The sequence below is a fragment of the Aquiflexum sp. genome (genome assembly GCF_041751335.1).
GTDB lineage: Bacteria > Bacteroidota > Bacteroidia > Cytophagales > Cyclobacteriaceae > Aquiflexum.
Genome location: NZ_JBGSXS010000274.1, coordinates 1 through 17,138, shown reverse-complemented (window position 1 = coordinate 17,138; position 17,138 = coordinate 1). Strand labels below are relative to the sequence as shown.

The window sequence follows — 17,138 nt, the reverse complement described above, 5'->3', positions numbered from 1 at the left end:
TAAAATTTTGACTTAAATAATTAAAACCGCCAACCATATATTATGGTATTTTTAGCAGCTTGAATCTAAATGTCATAGCCAAATGATTATAAAGGTAATGACAAATAATGGGATTAAATGGAAAGAAACCCGATTTCTATAATAGGTTTCCACCCATGTGAAAGCATTATTTCTGTAAAACCCACGTTTTCTTATTAAAGTTTGGAGGGGATGTGGCATTTAATCTTTCCCCTATTTTTTCTAGGTACATAGTATTATACCTTAATCTCGTAATATAGTTCGGAAGTTCTGGATCTCCGTTCCAGCAATGTTCGGCCCGATCTCCATAAAGTACCTCACCACCATAGTAGGGATCAGTTGTACTTTCAAGAAAATCTTCTGTAAGGTAAACCGCATTGTTGAGGTAATAATTATCCATATCGCCACAATAGATATGGATTTTGCCTTCCAGATCCTTGCCCAGTTTGGACCAATCTCTTTCCATGATATAGCGAAGATCAAAATTTTCCTGCCAGTGTTCGGCCACTTCCTTGTCGATTTTACCGGAATACCTGTCCCAGATTGGTTTTGGATATCCATCTTCACCCACTGGAGAATATACAGATTGCCAAATATCCCATTGATCCCCGGACCTACTATTAGTACCGCCCAATGCAAGTTCCTTGTGATTCATGTCTTTGAGCATGGCGGATACATGACCAAGATAATTTCTTTTTCCCACACGCTCTGTAGTCCTAAATGGGCCATTTAGAAAATAGGCGTTTTCTTCCTCATATATATTAACAGTGGTGAATGCCCTGAAATCAATAGGGTCTGGACAGGCAGCAAAACAACCATTATACTCATTTGGATACATGACCTGAACAGCCAAAGCTTCCCAACCGCCGGTAGAACCTCCATACACAAATCTTGACCAGCCTTCTCCAATACCTCTAAATTGTTCTTCAATGTGCGGGATCAATTCATAGGTTATTGCATCCCCATAAGGTCCAATATTTTGGGAATTTACCGCATAACTGTCATCATAAAATGGATTGGCATGCTGAATTTCAATAACTATGAACTTTTGAAAATTGGGCGAAATCCATTTTTGGTAAAAATCATAAGCTTCCTGTTGTTCTATCTTTTTGTAACCATAGATATTAAACCTTGCATTATAATCTTCCTCCAAATCTTCATCAGGAGGAGTAGTCCTAAATCCACCAAAATCTGAAGGGAAATGTCCATGGTAAATCATCAATGGATAATATTCATTTGGATTTTTATCAAAATCCCTTGGAATCAGGACATGTGCCCCAAGGTAAATATCCCTTCCCCAAAACTCAGACAACAACTCGCTCTTAAATTTGATATGCTTGATAAATTCAGTATCCTCTGGTTCAGTGACGGGAGGATTGATCTGATCGATAGTAAGGTCAAGAGCTGCTTTTCCATCCCACTTTATTTTTTTGGGTGTGCTGTAAATATTGCCGGGGGTTCTGTTCCATTGTCTTCCCTCCCATTGGTCCATGGGCATTTTGATGGTATGTCCATCGGACCTTTTGAAGGTTTCATGCTTAACTATATATGCCTGAACCCAATATTCCCCTTCTGGGATATGCTGATATTTTTCAATGGGATAGCCAAATTCAGTTAGATCGAGGCTAAGTGGTTGCCCTGATTGATAATCCTGAAAATCCATCCCGATGACTTGGGCGGAACCGATATCATCACTTACAGCAAATCTTGGTTCTGTTTTATCACTATGGTAAAAAAGCAAAATTAAACGTCCATCTTTCAGTTCTTTAGACAATTCCTCGGATACTTTTATCCTCACCTCTGGAATTGGATTAGACTGACAGGAAATCAATATCAGAAAAATGAAAATCGGAAAATACCTCATGATAATTTGTTTAGGTGGAAAATGAAGATACTACAAATTTTAAATTGATATTTTCCAAGTAACATCTTATTACATAAACGGGCAAATACTGTTTTTTACCCAAAGATTCTACCGCCTATATATCTGGAAAGATTATATAACAGAAGAAAGTTTAAATTCATAATTCAACCATCAACAATATGAAAAGATCATTATTCGCATTTATTGCATCTGCCATCCTTCTCTCCTGTGGAGAGAATTCTGAAATTGTAGATTATACATTACTGACAGATGATGAAAGATTGACCATCGCCAAAGAAATGGCCCAAAACACCATCATGGTAGATGGACATGTCGACTTACCTTATAGAATGAAGGTAGGCGGATTTACCCTACAAAGAGAAATATTGGATGTTTCCGTCAGGACAGACGGGGGAAATTTCGACTTTCCCCGATCAAAAGAAGGTGGCCTGGACGCACCCTTTATGTCCATATATATTCCTGCCATTTATCAGGATAGAGGTGGTGCCAAAGCATTGGCTGACTCCCTTATTTTGATGACTGAAAGATTGTGTGATACCTGGCCTGACAAGTTTGCCAACGCAAAGTCTCCTGATGATATCAAAAAAAATACTGAAGAAGGTAAAATATCTTTTCCCATGGGTATGGAAAATGGTGCCGCATTGGAGGATGATATCAACAATGTCAAATATTTCTATGATAAAGGCATCAGGTACATCACACTTACCCATGGTAAAGACAACCTGATAGGAGATTCATCTTATGATACAACAAGAACCCATGGCGGATTAAGTGAATATGGTAAGGAGGTGGTCAAGGAAATGAATAAGACCGGTATCATGGTGGATATTTCCCATGTATCAGATGACACATTCTATGATGTGGTCAAAATCACCGACGTACCTGTCATCGCTTCACATTCTTCTGCCAGGGCTTTTACACCCGGCTTTGAAAGAAATATGGATGATGACATGATCAAGGAACTGGGAATAAACGGTGGCGTGATCATGATCAATTTTGGAGGAAGTTTTATAGATGGAGATTACAATGAGCGTTCAAGAGAGGTTAGAGAACACCTGATAAACTGGCTTGCAGAGAGTGGTTTGAGCAGATCGGATTCTGCTGCCCAGGCTTACATCCAAGATTATACTGCTGAAAACAACCCTTTTCCTAATGTCTCCAAAGTTGCGGACCACATTGACCATGTTAAAGCAATTGTAGGAATTGATCATATTGGCTTAGGTTCCGATTTTGATGGTGTGGGAGACAGCCTTCCAACAGGCTTAAAGGATGTTTCCATGTACCCCAATCTGATTGCAGAATTGCTAAAAAGAGGCTACTCTAGAGAGGATGTGGAAAAAATCTGCTATAAAAATATCTTCAGAGTTTGGGATCAAGTTATTGCTGCTGCCAAGTGATCGTTTTGAAGATATCAGTAAATCCCACTTCTTGAAAAATAGATAAAATAACAATAAGCCGTTTATAAAATGAAGCAAACAATTCATCAATAAATTACTTATTTTTGCAGCTTAAACGATTCAAAATATATGAAAAAATTTATAAATTTATCTTTTATTCTGGCAGGCGGATTATTTCTTTTTGCCTCTTGTGCTGAAAAAGAAGTATCTGAAACTGAGTCAGAACCATCCCCATTTGCAATAGAAACTGAAAAATTAACGCTCAGAGTCGACACCTTATTTACCGATTTTGAAAACCCTTGGGGAATGACATGGCTTCCGGATGGGAGAATGCTCGTAACAGAAAGAAAGGGAGAAATTCTGATTTTCAAGGATGATAAATACACAGGCGAGAAACTTTCTGGCGTACCGGCTGTTTCCGAAGTAAACCAAGCAGGTTTATTGGACATCACCATTCACCCGGATTACCAAACAAATGGCTGGATCTATTTGTCCTATGCAAGGACAAAAGGAGAAGGCGAAGTATTGGTCATTTCAAGAGCAAAACTAAATGGCAATGCCTTGGAAAATCTGGAGGAAATATTTGAAGCCAATCCTGAATGGAAGGGCGGAAGACACTTTGGTTCTAGGATAATTTTTGATAAAGACAACTACCTCTTTTTCTCCAATGGTGATAAAGGTTCAAGACCTATGAATGCACAGGAATTGGACACAGATCATGGCAAAATCCACAGAATCCATGATGATGGACGCATCCCTACAGATAATCCATTTGTAAATACGGCAGGAGCATCCCCCTCAATTTGGACTTATGGCAACAGAAATCCACAGGGGATGATTTATGACAAAGCCAACGACCGGATTTGGGCTGTCGAACATGGTCCCAAAGGAGGAGATGAACTTAATTTGATCCAAAAAGGAAAAAACTATGGTTGGCCGGTCATCTCTTATGGCATCAACTATGATGGGACAGTCCTCACCGAGTTTACTGAAAAAGAAGGAATGGAACAACCTGTCACCTATTGGGTGCCTTCAATAGCTACCTGCGGGATGACTTTGGTAACTTCAGATAAATACCCTGAATGGAAAGGAAATGTATTGGTAGCAGGTTTGGCAGGACAGCAGATCGCAAGGGTAGAGCTTGATGGTATAAAAGCCGTTGGAGAGGAAACCTTATTGAAGGACATCGGAAGGGTAAGACAAGTGTCCGAAAGTCCTGAAGGTTACATATATGCCATGACAGAAGTTACTGGCCTTTTGATTAAATTGGTTCGTGAAAAATCTAATGCAATCCCAGTACAACCTCGTGATTGAATTGATTGAAATATTGAGAAAGGTAATTCTCGAAAAATTAAAAACTAGTTCAAACTTATTGCAAAAAATAAAACCCTTTCGAATTGATAGGGTTTTATTTTTTTGCCTATTTCGAACCCGACAAGGAATCAAGAATACCAAAAATCAAGTGGGTCTGGAATTTTAAACTCATAACCTGATGATTGAATCTTTTGAGAAGACAACTGCTTCCAGGTAGAATCCCCTTCTGGTGCATAACTGCTAGGTGGCGGAAATCCAAGATCCAAAGCATTCTTTTCGTAGACCAATTTGCGTTTGGGGTGAAATGGTGCTACCCCATTGAAAACCTGATTCCAAAGATTTTTTTCTATTACCCATGATGATATGCCTACTGCATCATCTCTATGGATATAATTGACAGGGCTATCTCCGATTACATTTATTTTACCCGAAAAATATTTGCCTGGAACCCGGTCCACTCCTAGCAATCCGCCAAACCTGATGATGCTCAAATCATAATCCTGATCTTGAAGCAGTATATTTTCAGCCTGATAAAGAGCAGTGTTTCCTGTATTTTCTTTGGTCAATGTAAAAGTTTCGTCAAGTTCTCTGTTTTGATCAGGATAAATTGAAGTAGAACTGATATAAATGATTTTCTTTACTCCTGTCTGTAAAGCCATAGATTTGAGGAATTTGATCTGTTCAGGATGAAATGTTTCAGGCATTGTCCTGCTTCTAGGAGGTACATTCATAAACAAAATATCAGATTCAAATAATTTCATAAAGCCCTTCCCCTCAGGATGAGGCAATAATTTTAGTAAAAAGGTAGAAATTCCTTTAGCGTTCAATTTTTCCATTTTTTCAGGACTAGTGGTACTGCCTTTTACCTCAAAATTATTTTCTTTGAGATAATTTGCAAGGGGCAGGCCCAGCCAACCCAAACCAATAATAGAAACTGATGTCATAAAAAGGATGATATATTTTTAAATTTTCGGTAAATTCAATGTTCAACAAATATAGAACTAAAAATAAATGCAATTAGGCAGCAAAAGTTTTATGGTAATGATACGCAAACATTTTTTGAGTCTGTTTAGGTCAATCTTATTGGGATTGGTTATTATTTCCTGTGGGGAAAGAGACAAAAACAACGCTCTTTTGGGTAATTGGTATGGATTCGAACAAGATTCTACTTATTATGAATTATACATCAATGATACCCTGATCGTATTGAATCATGAAAATATTGGTCCCATAGGTTACGATTATCATGTTCAGGAAAATATTCTTATTGTGAGTAATGCAGCAGGAATGGAAAGGATTTGGCAAATAACCGAGATAGAAAAAGAACTTTTTACAATCAAGGACAGCCTGGAAACAATCACTTACTTTAAAATAGATATACCATTGGATTTCTTCGAAAGTATAAAGGACTCAATTAGTTATGTCGAATTTAAAGAGAGATTTTCATTGCGATATCTAGATAAAAAAGCTGATGAAGTACCGTAGATCCGTTTTTTGGTTAATGAAAACCAAATAAGAAAAAATGCGCAAAATCAAAATTTAAGCTTTATTCGGTCTTCCGTCTTTGGTCTTCTAACCAATTTTGGTAAGAACATCCACAACTCAAATGGGCGGATATTCATTATTTTCATTTTTCTCTTTTAGGCATCGTGCCCAAAATAAAATCCCAAAGTGGAGAACTCACTCCAAATGCCACATCAGGGTCTTTATAATGATGAATGGCATGATTGACCCAAAGGACTTTTAGAAAATTATTAGGTGGCTGATATGCATGTACAATGTAATGGACTCCCAAATAAGCGGCATACCCCACCATGAAGCCCGGAAGAAAGTATAGCGCATAATCACCCATAATCAGGGTAAAAACTGCATAAAAAATAACAGCATATGCCAGACTGATAAAAGGAGGCATAGTCAGCCTGCCCTTATCCTTAGGGTAATCATGATGGACTCCATGAACCGAATACTGAATCTTGTCTTTGACAGGTGTATCAGGTTCCATATGAAAAAAGTACCTGTGCATCATATACTCCAGCAAAGTAAAACCAAATACTCCCATTAGAAATACTGTTAATCCATATAAGGCCTTGATTTCTGTGGATGTGAAAGCATAGTACAATGATACCGATGCAACAACAAAATACATGATGATAGGAATACTAATATGGGTTTTTGTAAGCTTCTCCATTAAAGGATTTTGAAATATCTGAGCTGATCCGTTATTATCTGGCCTGTCCAGTCTTCCGATTTTCTTTAAGGTAGTCATTGGCGTTTCTTTTACTTAATAAAAAACTTTAACAAAATGTCAGTTGTCCAAAAACTGACATTGAATTAAACTAATTTCCGAATATATTACAAAAGAAGAAAATAAATGATGTTTATTGTATTCAATACTTCGTGATTTTAATCACCTTTCAAATACAAATTGCTTCGATTCTTCAATGGTTTGATGATATAATGCCTCATACAAAGGTAATATGACTGATACATCGAACTCCTTTGCCCTTGCCAAAGCCCTAGCTTTGAAACCAGGAAGATTTTTCTCGTCAAGAATTTCCAATGCTCTTTTGGTCATTTCTTTCACATCTCCCACTTTGCAGGTAAAGCCCGTTTCCCCATTGATATTTAATTCAGGAATTCCACCTACATCAGAACTTAATACAGGTACCTCACATGCCATTGCTTCCAAAGCAGCGAGCCCAAAGCTCTCTTTTTCAGATGGCATCACAAACAAATCACAAACTGAAAGCACCTCTTCTACCGCTTCAAGTTTTCCCAGAAAACGAACATCATCACAAGTACCCAATTCACGGCAAAGCCTCTCCATTTTATCTCTTTCAGGTCCATCTCCAACCAGCAAAAGTTTGGCTGGAATTTTCTTCCTCAATTCATAAAAAACCTTGATCACATCCTCCACTCTTTTTACTTTCCTAAAATTTGAGGTATGAACAAGTAGTTTCTCCCCGTGAGGGCAAATTGCCAACTTGAAATGTTCTTTTTTTTGCCTTTTGAACCTTTCGAGATCAATGAAATTTGGAATAACATCAATTCGCTTTCTGATATCAAAATGTTCAAAAGTTGATTTTCGGAGATCCTCGGATACAGCAGTAACAGCATCTGATTGATTGATACTGAAAGTGACCACTGGTTCATAACTAGGATCCTTACCCACCAAGGTAATGTCTGTACCATGTAATGTAGTCATTACAGGAATATAAATTCCTTGCTCTTTCAGAATCTGCTTTGCCATATAGGCTGCTGAAGCATGTGGTATGGCATAATGAACATGAAGCAAATCCAGACCCTCATATTTTACCACATTCACCATTTTACTGGCAAGTGCCAATTCATACGGAGCATGTTCAAAAAGAGGATAACTTTTAATATCCACCTCATGATAGAAGAGATTTTGATTAAAAAAATCCAACCGAGTAGGTTGGCTATAAGTGATAAAATGAATTTGATGCCCTTCTTTCGCCAAGGCTTTCCCTAACTCAGTAGCTACCACACCGCTTCCACCAAAGGTTGGATAACAAACGATCCCGATTTTCATGAATATGATTTTTAAAATATATCAACAAAATATTAAACACAGCAATGATGTGATTTTGTTCAATGTTTATTCCATTAAATTCCAAAATCCTTTTTGTTCAGAAGGATTTCTCATGGATTGGTAAATAATGTCATGGATTTCTGGCCTTACCCCGTCTTTGAGTAAGGTGGTATTATTGGCATCAGGGTGAACCCTATTGGAAAGAAAAACGAAAATCAGGTCGTTGTCAGGATCTGCCCAAACACATGTACCTGTAAAACCGGTATGTCCAAAAGTACTTTTTGGTGCCAAAGCACCAGCACTGCCTCCTTTTCCTCTTTCAGGTTCAGGTTTATCCCAGCCCCAACCCCTTCTACTTTGGATTGATTGTCTTTTCGTAAAATCCTTAATGGTTTTTTCATCCAAGAAATACACATCTCCATATTTTCCCCCATTGAGCATCATCTGCATCATCACAGCCAAATCATTGGCTTTACCAAATAAACCAGCATGACCAGCTACACCACCATACATGGCTGCTCCCTGATCATGAACATAACCATGAACAAGCCTTTTTCTCCAAGTAATATCATCTTCGGTAGGGGCAATCAAATCTTTGGAATACTTTTTCATTGGATTAAATGACATGGTATGCAATCCCAAAGGGGCATAAATATTCTGATCCAAAAACTCATCCATGGGCTGATTGGTCATTTTTTCGACCAAAGCCTGCATTAAATACATGGTGAGATCAGAATAAACATAACCATATCTTCTTCTTCCCGGATCAGGTTTTCTAAGGTCTGATTTCACAGTCCAAATCCATAAACTATCCTTCAAAGAATTAACTCCATACATATCATTGGAGACCGGCATTGAATATCCCGGTTCAGACTTTGTTCTATAATAATCCGTTTTCCATGAACCTGCTTCCACAGTTTTGGCATAATGGGGGATGAATGCAACCAAACCAGCCTCATGCGCTAAAATATCTTTAATAATCAAGTCCTCTTTATTGGTATTTCTTAATTCAGGGATATACCTCCCGATAGGCTTATCAATGTCAATCACGCCACGGCTCGCCAAGAACATGACGGCCTGGGTGGTAGCTAAAACTTTTGTAATGGAGGCCAAGTCATAAACAGTTTCTGTGGTTACTGCCTTGGTTTTACTGTAATCATAGTGCCCATAGGCTTTTTCAAATACTACCTGTCCATTCTTGGCAACCAAGACCACCCCTCCTGGAAATGCCTTCCTTTTGATACTGATTTCCATGACTGTATCTATTTTTGCCAGCACTTTGCTGTTCATCCCTTGGCTTTCGGGAATGCTGTATGCCAGTCTTCCCAATCCCGGCAAATATCCACCGGCCCCTGACCTAAGATTCAGATTAATGGAAACGGGCAAAATCCCATGGGCATTTCTTGCCCCAAAAATAATTTCAGGTACCAGTCTTTGGGTGAAAGTGTTATTTTCATAAGCCAAAATATTATGGGGCAATTCTGGAACATATTTGGTAGCGTACGCATTTCCAAATGTAATCAAAACCACATTTTTCTCCTGCCCTAGCCTTTTGATAAAATTAAAATCCGTCATGGTCACCCCAAAACCTCTGCTTGGGCTATTGGATATGCCCATGACACCAATGATAACTGTATCAAAATCTTTCAGCTTTTTCTCAATATTATCAAGACTGCCTGCATCTAATCCTTTGGTGATCTGGAAATGCTCAAAAGGAGCATATTTGTCAAGCTTCTTTTGAAATTCCAAGCCATTTCCACCTATTGTCAAAGAAGCTATTTTCTTAAGGTCCAATTGTCGAATTGGAAGGAAATCATCCTTATTGGAGGTGACAGTAATAGCACTTGCATATAACTTCTCAGCAAGTAATTCAGCAGATGGAGCATTGAGCCTTTCAATCAGATTTTTGGTCTCTATCTTTTCGGTCCTTTCTAATCCTGCCCAAAATTTGGCCTTCAAAATTTTTCTTATTCTTTCATCTATTTCTTCCTGGGAAATTTTGCCTTCGGCCACAGCTTGAAGAATCAAAGCCTTTGATTTGGGTACATCTTGAGAAAAAACCAACACATCATTTCCCGCGAGTAATGCCTGCAACTCAACCTCCCCCGGCTTGACATAGCTGCTGACCCCCTTCATGTTCAGGGCATCTGTAAATACCAATCCGTTAAAGTTCATCTGTCTTTTGAGAAGATCGGTGACCACATATTTTGAAAGTGAAGTAGCTTTGTTCCTTTCACTATCCATGCTTGGTATATGCAAATGTGCCACCATGACACTCATCAGGTCATTGTCGATCATTTCCCTATAAGGATAAAGATCAATATCCTTAATTCTAGTTTCGGAATGCCTTATTATAGGTAATGTAATGTGGGAATCAGACTCCGTATCCCCATGCCCGGGAAAATGCTTGGCATTTGCCATGACTCCATGATCCTGAAGTCCTTTCATGTAAGCGATAGATTTTCTTGCTACCAGTCTTTTTTCTTCCCCAAATGCCCTGTATCCGATCACGGGATTGTTGGGGTTGGAATTGACATCTACCACAGGTGCGAAATTAATATGCATACCCAATTCCTTGAATTGATGGGCAATTTCTTTCCCCATTTCATAAATAAGGTCTTCATCTGGTAATGCCCCCAATGTCATTGCTTTTGGGAAAGTAATCACAGAGTCCAATCTCATGCTTACCCCCCACTCTGCATCCATGGCAATGAATAAAGGTACGCTACTAATGGACTGGAAATAATTGGTCAGGTTGGCCTGTCTCACCGGCCCTCCCTGAAAAAATATCAAACCACCAATATTATGTTCTGTTACCAACCTGGCTAGATCCTGCTTATGTCTTTCATCCTTATTGGAATACGCAGCGACCATAAAAAGCTGTCCGAGGCGATCTTCAAAATCCTGATGTTCAAAAACACTGTCAACCCAAGCCCTTTGCCTGTTTTCGTTTAATGAAATAAATGGATCCTTGTCTTCTTTTAAAATTTTTGCATCAGACTTTTCCAAACCCAAAACAGCATCTGATTGAAAAATCACCAAAAATGCAATCAGAACACTCCAAACTTTTACATTCATGCTGCTGTTTAATTTTTATTGCTTGAATTTTAAAATAACTTTGTATCAATATACACTCAATTGTACAAACTTACACGGAATATTCAAGGCCAGGGATCAATTTTTGATTTTTGGGAAAAGATTTTGAATAAAATTGTACAGATCCATTTGAATAAAATCCCAAAATGAAATTCCCCTCTATTTTCAGAACATACAGCCACACGCGGTTTGAAATCAAGCCTAGATATTACGATCCTGTAAAAGAAGAAATTGAACAGCGTACTGCGAAAATCAAAAGAGAGCTTCAGGCAGATGGGAAACTTCCTTTGGAAAATGAGAACCAAGAAGCCTTAAACCGAGATTACGGATCTTCTATCAAGGGAGCATTTACGCAGGGCAGCCCCATCAAAGGAAGACCATCTGCCATGATAAACAGCGCCGGGATGATCCGTTTGATTATTTTCCTCGTTCTTTTGGGAGCTTTCTTTGGATATGTTTATTTGGGACCAGATGCACTGTACACCATATTGTATATTTTTGTGGGCGTTGGTTTGGTTTATTTATTTTTCAGATTAAAAGGAAAAAGCCGCCCATGAATGACATTATTCAACTTCTTCCGGATGCCATTGCAAATCAGATCGCTGCGGGGGAGGTAGTACAAAGGCCTGCTTCAGCATTGAAAGAACTGATGGAAAATGCCGTGGATGCTGGGGCCACCATGGTCAATGTGTTAGTGAAAGAAGGTGGAAAGAATCTTATTCAGGTCATTGACAACGGTAAAGGGATGTCAATGACAGATGCCAGGATGAGCTTTGAAAGACACGCTACATCCAAAATCAGAACCTCAGAGGATCTTTTTGCCATACGCACTTTTGGGTTTCGGGGAGAAGCGCTTGCTTCTATTGCAGCCGTCGCCCAAGTGGAAATGAAAACCAGACTGCGGGGCGAGGAACTTGGCACAATGCTCCAAATTGAAGGTTCAGAAGTGAAAAAGCAGGAACCCATTGCTACACAAGAGGGAACTTCCATTGCGGTGAAAAACCTATTTTTCAACGTGCCTGCAAGAAGGAATTTTCTAAAATCCAATGCAGTGGAAATGAAACACATAGTGGAGGAATTTCAGCGGGTCGCCCTTTCCTATCCTGAAATTGGGTTCACATTTATGCAGAATGACATGGAACTCTTTAACCTGTCTCCAGGAAAACTCAGCCAAAGGATTGTAGGTATATCTGGTAGATCATTTCAAAACCATCTGGTGGCCTGCATTGAGGACACGCCACACCTTAACATTAAGGGGTATATCGGAAAACCGGAATCTGCCAAAAAATCCCGTGGTGACCAATATTTTTTTGTCAATAACCGGTATATCAAAAACAACTACCTCCACCATGCAGTAGTCAATTCCTATGAAGGATTGATGGCTTCTGATATGCACCCTTTCTATGTGCTGTTTTTGGATATTGACCCCAGTCATATTGACATCAATGTTCACCCCACCAAAACCGAGATCAAATTTGATGACGAAAGGACAGTCTATGGGGTGGTCAGGTCTGCTGTAAAACAAGCTTTAGGTGCCCACAATGTCGTCCCTTCTTTAAATTTTGGACTTGATGTGAACTTCAATGAAACCTGGGACAACAACAAAGTACAGTCCGAAAAAGTCGGTGTTGAAAATGCGTATAAACCAGACACTATCGGTCCGGAGAATAAATACAAGACTTTTCAAAGTCCGGCATTCAAAAAACAGGCTGTTTCGGGATGGGAAAAACTTTTCGAAAGCGGTGAAAACCTGAATATGATCAAAGAAATTAAAGCCCATGTCATTGAGGATCAAGATGATGTCCTGACTTTCTCCTCAAAAGCAAATGAGGATATGGGCAAATTGAACGAAGGAAGAAAATCCGGAACAACATTTCAGGTAGAAAACAATTATATTGTCGCGCAGATGTCTTCAGGCCTGCTCATTATCGACCAACAGGCTGCGCATGAAAGGATACTTTACGAAAAATACACCAAGCAACTGACCAAAGCTGCAGGAGCTTCGCAGCAATGTCTCTTCCCGCAACATATCCAATTGGGACAGTCAGACTTTGCTTTGGTAATGGATATACTTGACGAGCTCCACAGTTTGGGCTTTGTCATTGAGGAATTTGGGAAAAGCACCATATTAATCCAGGGTGTTCCGGCTGATATCTATGTGACCAATGAAAAACGGTTATTTGAAGGTTTGATCGATCAATTCAAACATTTCAAGTCCGAACTCTCCTTGGATAACAGGGAGAACTTGGCGCGTTCCTTGGCAAGACGGTCGTCCATAAAAAAAGGAAATGTATTGGCTGCTTCGGAAATGGAAACCATCGTAGGTCAGTTGTTTGCCTGTCAAAATCCAAATTATGGTCTTGCTGGGAACAAAACCTTCGTCAAATTGGATTTACCTAAAATACAAAGTTTTTTTACGAGATAAGATATGTTTAGAAATCTAACACCTGTAGTCAAAAACCTTTTGCTCATCACGGTAGGCATTTATGTGGTAACAGCATTCCTTATGCCTCAGCTGAAGACCATTTTTGCACTATATTATGTCAACAGCTCGAGGTTTTTGCCATTTCAGTTCCTTACTTACATGTTCATGCATGCAGATTTCTGGCATTTGTTCAGCAATATGTTCGGACTGTTTATTTTCGGGCCTTTACTTGAACAGTTTCTTGGACCTAAAAAAATACTGATACTTTGGATGGTTTGTGGGGTGGGTTCCGGTTTGTTGTATTCAGGTTATACCGCTTTCAAAATAAACCAATTGGATAATAAGATCGCTACATTCTATGAAAATCCCAGCCCCGATCTTTTTAGTGATTTTGTAAAGGACAACAAACACTTTTTCAAATCAGGGGTTTATGATTTTATCGACGCCTATAGCAGAAATCCTGATGATAGCGGTTTGATTCAGCGGGCAAAAGAAAACCTGATGGGTATCAGGGATATTCAGGTCAACATACCAATGGTAGGTGCATCAGGTGCCCTATTTGGAGTATTGATTGCGTTCGGAATGCTGTTTCCCAATACCCAGTTGTTTTTATTATTTCCTCCTATGCCTGTGAAAGCCAAATATTTGGTCTTATTTTACGGACTATATACCTTGTATTCGATTCTAAATAATAACCCTAGTGACAATGTAGCGCATTTTGCCCATTTGAGCGGATTAGTGATCGGTGCTGGTCTTGTATTTTATTGGAAAAAAGACAGAACAAACTTTTATTGATTAAATATGTACGGAGGATTCTTGTTAAACCTTAGAAACGCTTTCAAGCAAAACAACAACAGTTTGTATAAGATCATTGCGATCAACATTCTGGTGTTTTTTGCCATGCTGTTGGTAAGGGTATTTTTTACTTTTTCGGGGGCGGGCACACTATATCAGAGTTTCAGGTCTCTTTTGATGATGCCTGCGGATATATCTCAGATTTTGACCCAACCTTGGTCGATATTGACCTATATGTTTTTTCATGAGGGATTATTCCATATCCTGTTCAATATGCTTTTCCTGTATTGGTTTGGACTGTTGCTACATGAATATCTGGGAAGCCGGAAATTGGCAAATATCTATATCCTTGGAGGATTGGCAGGAGCATTACTCTATGTAGTGATGTACAATATTTCTCCCTATTTCAGTGAAGTGGTGAGTTCTTCCAGAATGTTGGGGGCAAGTGCGGGTGTTTATGCCGTAGTAGTGGCAGCAGCCACGCTTTCTCCAAATACCACCTTTTTTCTGCTTCTTCTTGGTCCTGTCAAGATCAAATATATCGCCATTTTCTATGTGCTCATTGCGTTTGTCAACTCGGCAGGTGAGAATGCAGGTGGTGAACTCGCGCATCTTGGAGGTGCAGCTTTGGGTTTCATTTATGTTTATCAACTTCAGAAAGGAATCGATTTAGGTGCTTGGATTCAGGCTATCGGAAACTTTTTTGTTAATATTTTTGAAAAAAAGCCCTCTGTAAAAGTCACTTACAGAAAAAAGAAATCTTTTACCACCACACCTGACCCGACTCCTTCTAAATCTGTAAAGAGTACGACAGGAAAAACTGAAGATGCGACCCAAGAGGAAATCGACCTGATTCTTGACAAAATCGCCGAAAAAGGATACGATGCCCTCAGCAAAGAAGAAAAAAGAAAGCTTTTTGAATTCAGTAAAAAGTGATTTTTTATAATCTATAAACCAATGCTATCCTGAGAACCGTCTGTCTAGTGTTTTGACTTTGTATTTTGAATTCAGTATTCATCCCCAGATTGCCAATGAGGTCAAAATAGGACCCGACCCCAAAATTACCGCCTGCTCTAGAAATCGTTGTCCCAGGAAGTCCCGGCTGGGTGTTGAGCCAAAGATTGTTGTAACCTCCTAGCAAATAAATTTGAGAAACTCCTTCTGTAAGGTAATAGCGCAGATCCACATTCAGATTGGACTCCCGTCCGACATTTGGAAACCAATAGGTGAAATTTGGGGCAATTGAAAACCTATCCGCAAAGAAATATTCCGCACCTGCATTGGCTCCAATAATATTGATCTGAAACCTGTAATCCACTCCCAATTGAAGCCGAATATCCCCCTGTTCCTGGGCATTGGCATATTGAAAGGACACGCTAAGCAAAAAGAAAAGAAGTGATTTTTTCATGGAATTGGAAATTGAATCTGTACAAAACTATTTAAACCATTGGAAAAGGAAAGAGAAAACTTGAAAAATCATATTTATCTGAAAAATATCGATCGCAATTCGGAACTAAATCTTGCCTGCAGCAAATTTTCAAAGTGACGTTTTGATTGACCCTTCCTCCCCTTTGCGTCTTTGTGCCTTAGCGGGAAACAACCTACGTCTGTTAGCCCAACTGAGCCACCTCATTCTTATTCGCCAATTGCCCACAGGCTGCATCGATGTCCTGTCCACGGGATTTGCGCACCTTGGCTATAATACCGTTTTGTTCTAAAATCCGCACGTACATCTCTACCGCTTCTTTGGAAGCCTGCCTGAATTCTCCCTCATCAATGGGATTGTATTGGATGATATTGACTTTGGAGGGGATGATTATACAGAATTTCGCCAATGCCCTTGCATGTTCCTCATTATCGTTGATGCTTTCCCAAATCACATATTCGTAAGTGACTTTCCTTTTGGTTTTTTGATACCAATGCTTCAATGCCTCCGCAAGGTCTTCTAACGGATTGACCTCATTGATCGGCATCAGCCGGGTGCGAGTCTCGTTGATAGCAGAATGCAGGGAAACGGCAAGGTTGAACTTCACCTCATCATCTGCCATTTTTTTGATCATTTTGGGAATGCCGACTGTAGAAAGTGTGATCCTTCTCGCTGCCATGCCCAGGCCATCGGGAGAAGTGATTTTGTCTATGGCTTCGATGACATTGGCATAATTGAGAAGCGGTTCACCCATACCCATAAACACAATATTGGTCAAGGGCCTGTTGAAGTAAGTCTCTGCCTCTTCCTTAATGGCCACCACTTGATCGTAGATTTCATCAGGATTCAGGTTTCGCATGCGCTTAAGCCTTGCAGTGGCACAGAAGTTACAGTCGAGGCTGCAACCTACCTGGGAGGAAACACAGGCGGTGATTCTTTTGGTCGTGGGAATCAGGACAGATTCTACTATTTTCTCATCATAAAGCTTTACGGCATTTTTGATGGTTCCGTCTGTGGAGTGTTGCATCAGATCCACCAGTATGTGGTTGATGGTGAAGTTCTCTTTGAGCATTTCCCTGGTTTCTTTGGAAATATTGCTCATGTCATCAAAGTTTTTCAGGGACTTGTTCCACAGCCATTCATATACCTGCTTGGCCCGGAACTTCTTTTCTCCATGAGCAATAAAAAATTCCTCCAACTGCTCAAGTGTAAACTTTCTGATGTCTCTC

General features: G+C 39.5%; 14 protein-coding genes. 7 read left to right on the top strand and 7 right to left on the bottom strand.

All coding sequences use genetic code 11. The features are described 5' to 3' along the window. Positions 1-166: 166 nt before the first annotated feature. Positions 167-1,882 (bottom strand): hypothetical protein, encoded by a 1,716-nt coding sequence (locus tag ACEW8U_RS15400; RefSeq protein WP_373522943.1) that lies wholly within the window; start codon positions 1,880-1,882, stop codon positions 167-169. 179 nt (positions 1,883-2,061) lie between these two features. Between ACEW8U_RS15400 and ACEW8U_RS15395 the strand changes: the two genes are divergently transcribed. Continuing rightward, on the top strand, positions 2,062-3,300 hold the full coding sequence (locus ACEW8U_RS15395) for a dipeptidase (protein WP_373522942.1): 1,239 nt from the start codon (positions 2,062-2,064) through the stop codon (positions 3,298-3,300). A 129-nt stretch (positions 3,301-3,429) separates the two neighbouring features. After that, positions 3,430-4,614, top strand: coding sequence for a PQQ-dependent sugar dehydrogenase (locus ACEW8U_RS15390; protein ID WP_373522941.1), 1,185 nt, complete (start codon positions 3,430-3,432; stop codon positions 4,612-4,614). A gap of 128 nt (positions 4,615-4,742) precedes the next feature. Here ACEW8U_RS15390 and ACEW8U_RS15385 read toward each other — a convergent pair whose 3' ends face one another. After that, on the bottom strand, positions 4,743-5,558 hold the full coding sequence (locus ACEW8U_RS15385; protein WP_373522940.1) for an NAD(P)-binding domain-containing protein: 816 nt from the start codon (positions 5,556-5,558) through the stop codon (positions 4,743-4,745). A 97-nt stretch (positions 5,559-5,655) separates the two neighbouring features. On the opposite strand from ACEW8U_RS15385, the gene ACEW8U_RS15380 reads away from it, so the two are divergent. Continuing rightward, on the top strand, positions 5,656-6,099 hold the full coding sequence (locus ACEW8U_RS15380; protein ID WP_373522939.1) for a hypothetical protein: 444 nt from the start codon (positions 5,656-5,658) through the stop codon (positions 6,097-6,099). A 142-nt stretch (positions 6,100-6,241) separates the two neighbouring features. Here the strand turns inward: ACEW8U_RS15380 and ACEW8U_RS15375 are convergent, their stop codons facing one another. From ACEW8U_RS15375 to ACEW8U_RS15365, 3 genes are all read right to left on the bottom strand, one after another. Continuing rightward, positions 6,242-6,880 (bottom strand): sterol desaturase family protein, encoded by a 639-nt coding sequence (locus ACEW8U_RS15375; RefSeq protein ID WP_373522938.1) that lies wholly within the window; start codon positions 6,878-6,880, stop codon positions 6,242-6,244. A 141-nt stretch (positions 6,881-7,021) separates the two neighbouring features. Then, positions 7,022-8,167 carry an N-acetyl-alpha-D-glucosaminyl L-malate synthase BshA gene (gene bshA / locus ACEW8U_RS15370; RefSeq protein WP_373522937.1) on the bottom strand — a complete coding sequence of 382 codons (1,146 nt, stop codon included), beginning with the start codon at positions 8,165-8,167 and terminating at the stop codon, positions 7,022-7,024. Between the two features lie 66 nt (positions 8,168-8,233). Then, positions 8,234-11,245, bottom strand: a complete 3,012-nt coding sequence (locus ACEW8U_RS15365; protein ID WP_373522936.1) for a glycoside hydrolase family 3 N-terminal domain-containing protein — start codon at positions 11,243-11,245, stop codon at positions 8,234-8,236. Between the two features lie 164 nt (positions 11,246-11,409). Between ACEW8U_RS15365 and ACEW8U_RS15360 the strand changes: the two genes are divergently transcribed. The 4 genes from ACEW8U_RS15360 to ACEW8U_RS15345 are packed head-to-tail and all read left to right on the top strand — an operon-like array spanning position 11,410 to position 15,419. Continuing rightward, positions 11,410-11,820 carry a hypothetical protein gene (locus ACEW8U_RS15360; RefSeq protein ID WP_373522935.1) on the top strand — a complete coding sequence of 137 codons (411 nt, stop codon included), beginning with the start codon at positions 11,410-11,412 and terminating at the stop codon, positions 11,818-11,820. Next, entirely contained in the window at positions 11,817-13,688 is a 1,872-nt protein-coding gene (gene mutL / locus ACEW8U_RS15355; RefSeq protein WP_373522934.1) for a DNA mismatch repair endonuclease MutL, read from the top strand. Before ACEW8U_RS15360 ends, mutL begins: the two co-directional genes overlap by 4 nt. A gap of 3 nt (positions 13,689-13,691) precedes the next feature. Then, positions 13,692-14,483 carry a rhomboid family intramembrane serine protease gene (locus ACEW8U_RS15350; protein WP_373522933.1) on the top strand — a complete coding sequence of 264 codons (792 nt, stop codon included), beginning with the start codon at positions 13,692-13,694 and terminating at the stop codon, positions 14,481-14,483. 6 nt (positions 14,484-14,489) lie between these two features. Next, entirely contained in the window at positions 14,490-15,419 is a 930-nt protein-coding gene (locus tag ACEW8U_RS15345; RefSeq protein ID WP_373522932.1) for a rhomboid family intramembrane serine protease, read from the top strand. Positions 15,420-15,423: 4 nt separating this feature from the next. On the opposite strand, the gene ACEW8U_RS15340 is transcribed toward ACEW8U_RS15345, so the two are convergent. Together ACEW8U_RS15340 and rlmN are read right to left on the bottom strand one after the other, a co-directional pair. Next, the gene (locus ACEW8U_RS15340; protein ID WP_373522931.1) at positions 15,424-15,891 is read right to left on the bottom strand and encodes a hypothetical protein; all 468 of its coding nucleotides are present in this window, start codon (positions 15,889-15,891) and stop codon (positions 15,424-15,426) included. Positions 15,892-16,093: 202 nt separating this feature from the next. Beyond that, the coding region (gene rlmN, locus ACEW8U_RS15335) for a 23S rRNA (adenine(2503)-C(2))-methyltransferase RlmN (RefSeq protein ID WP_373522930.1) at positions 16,094-17,138 on the bottom strand (1,045 nt) is incomplete at its 5' end.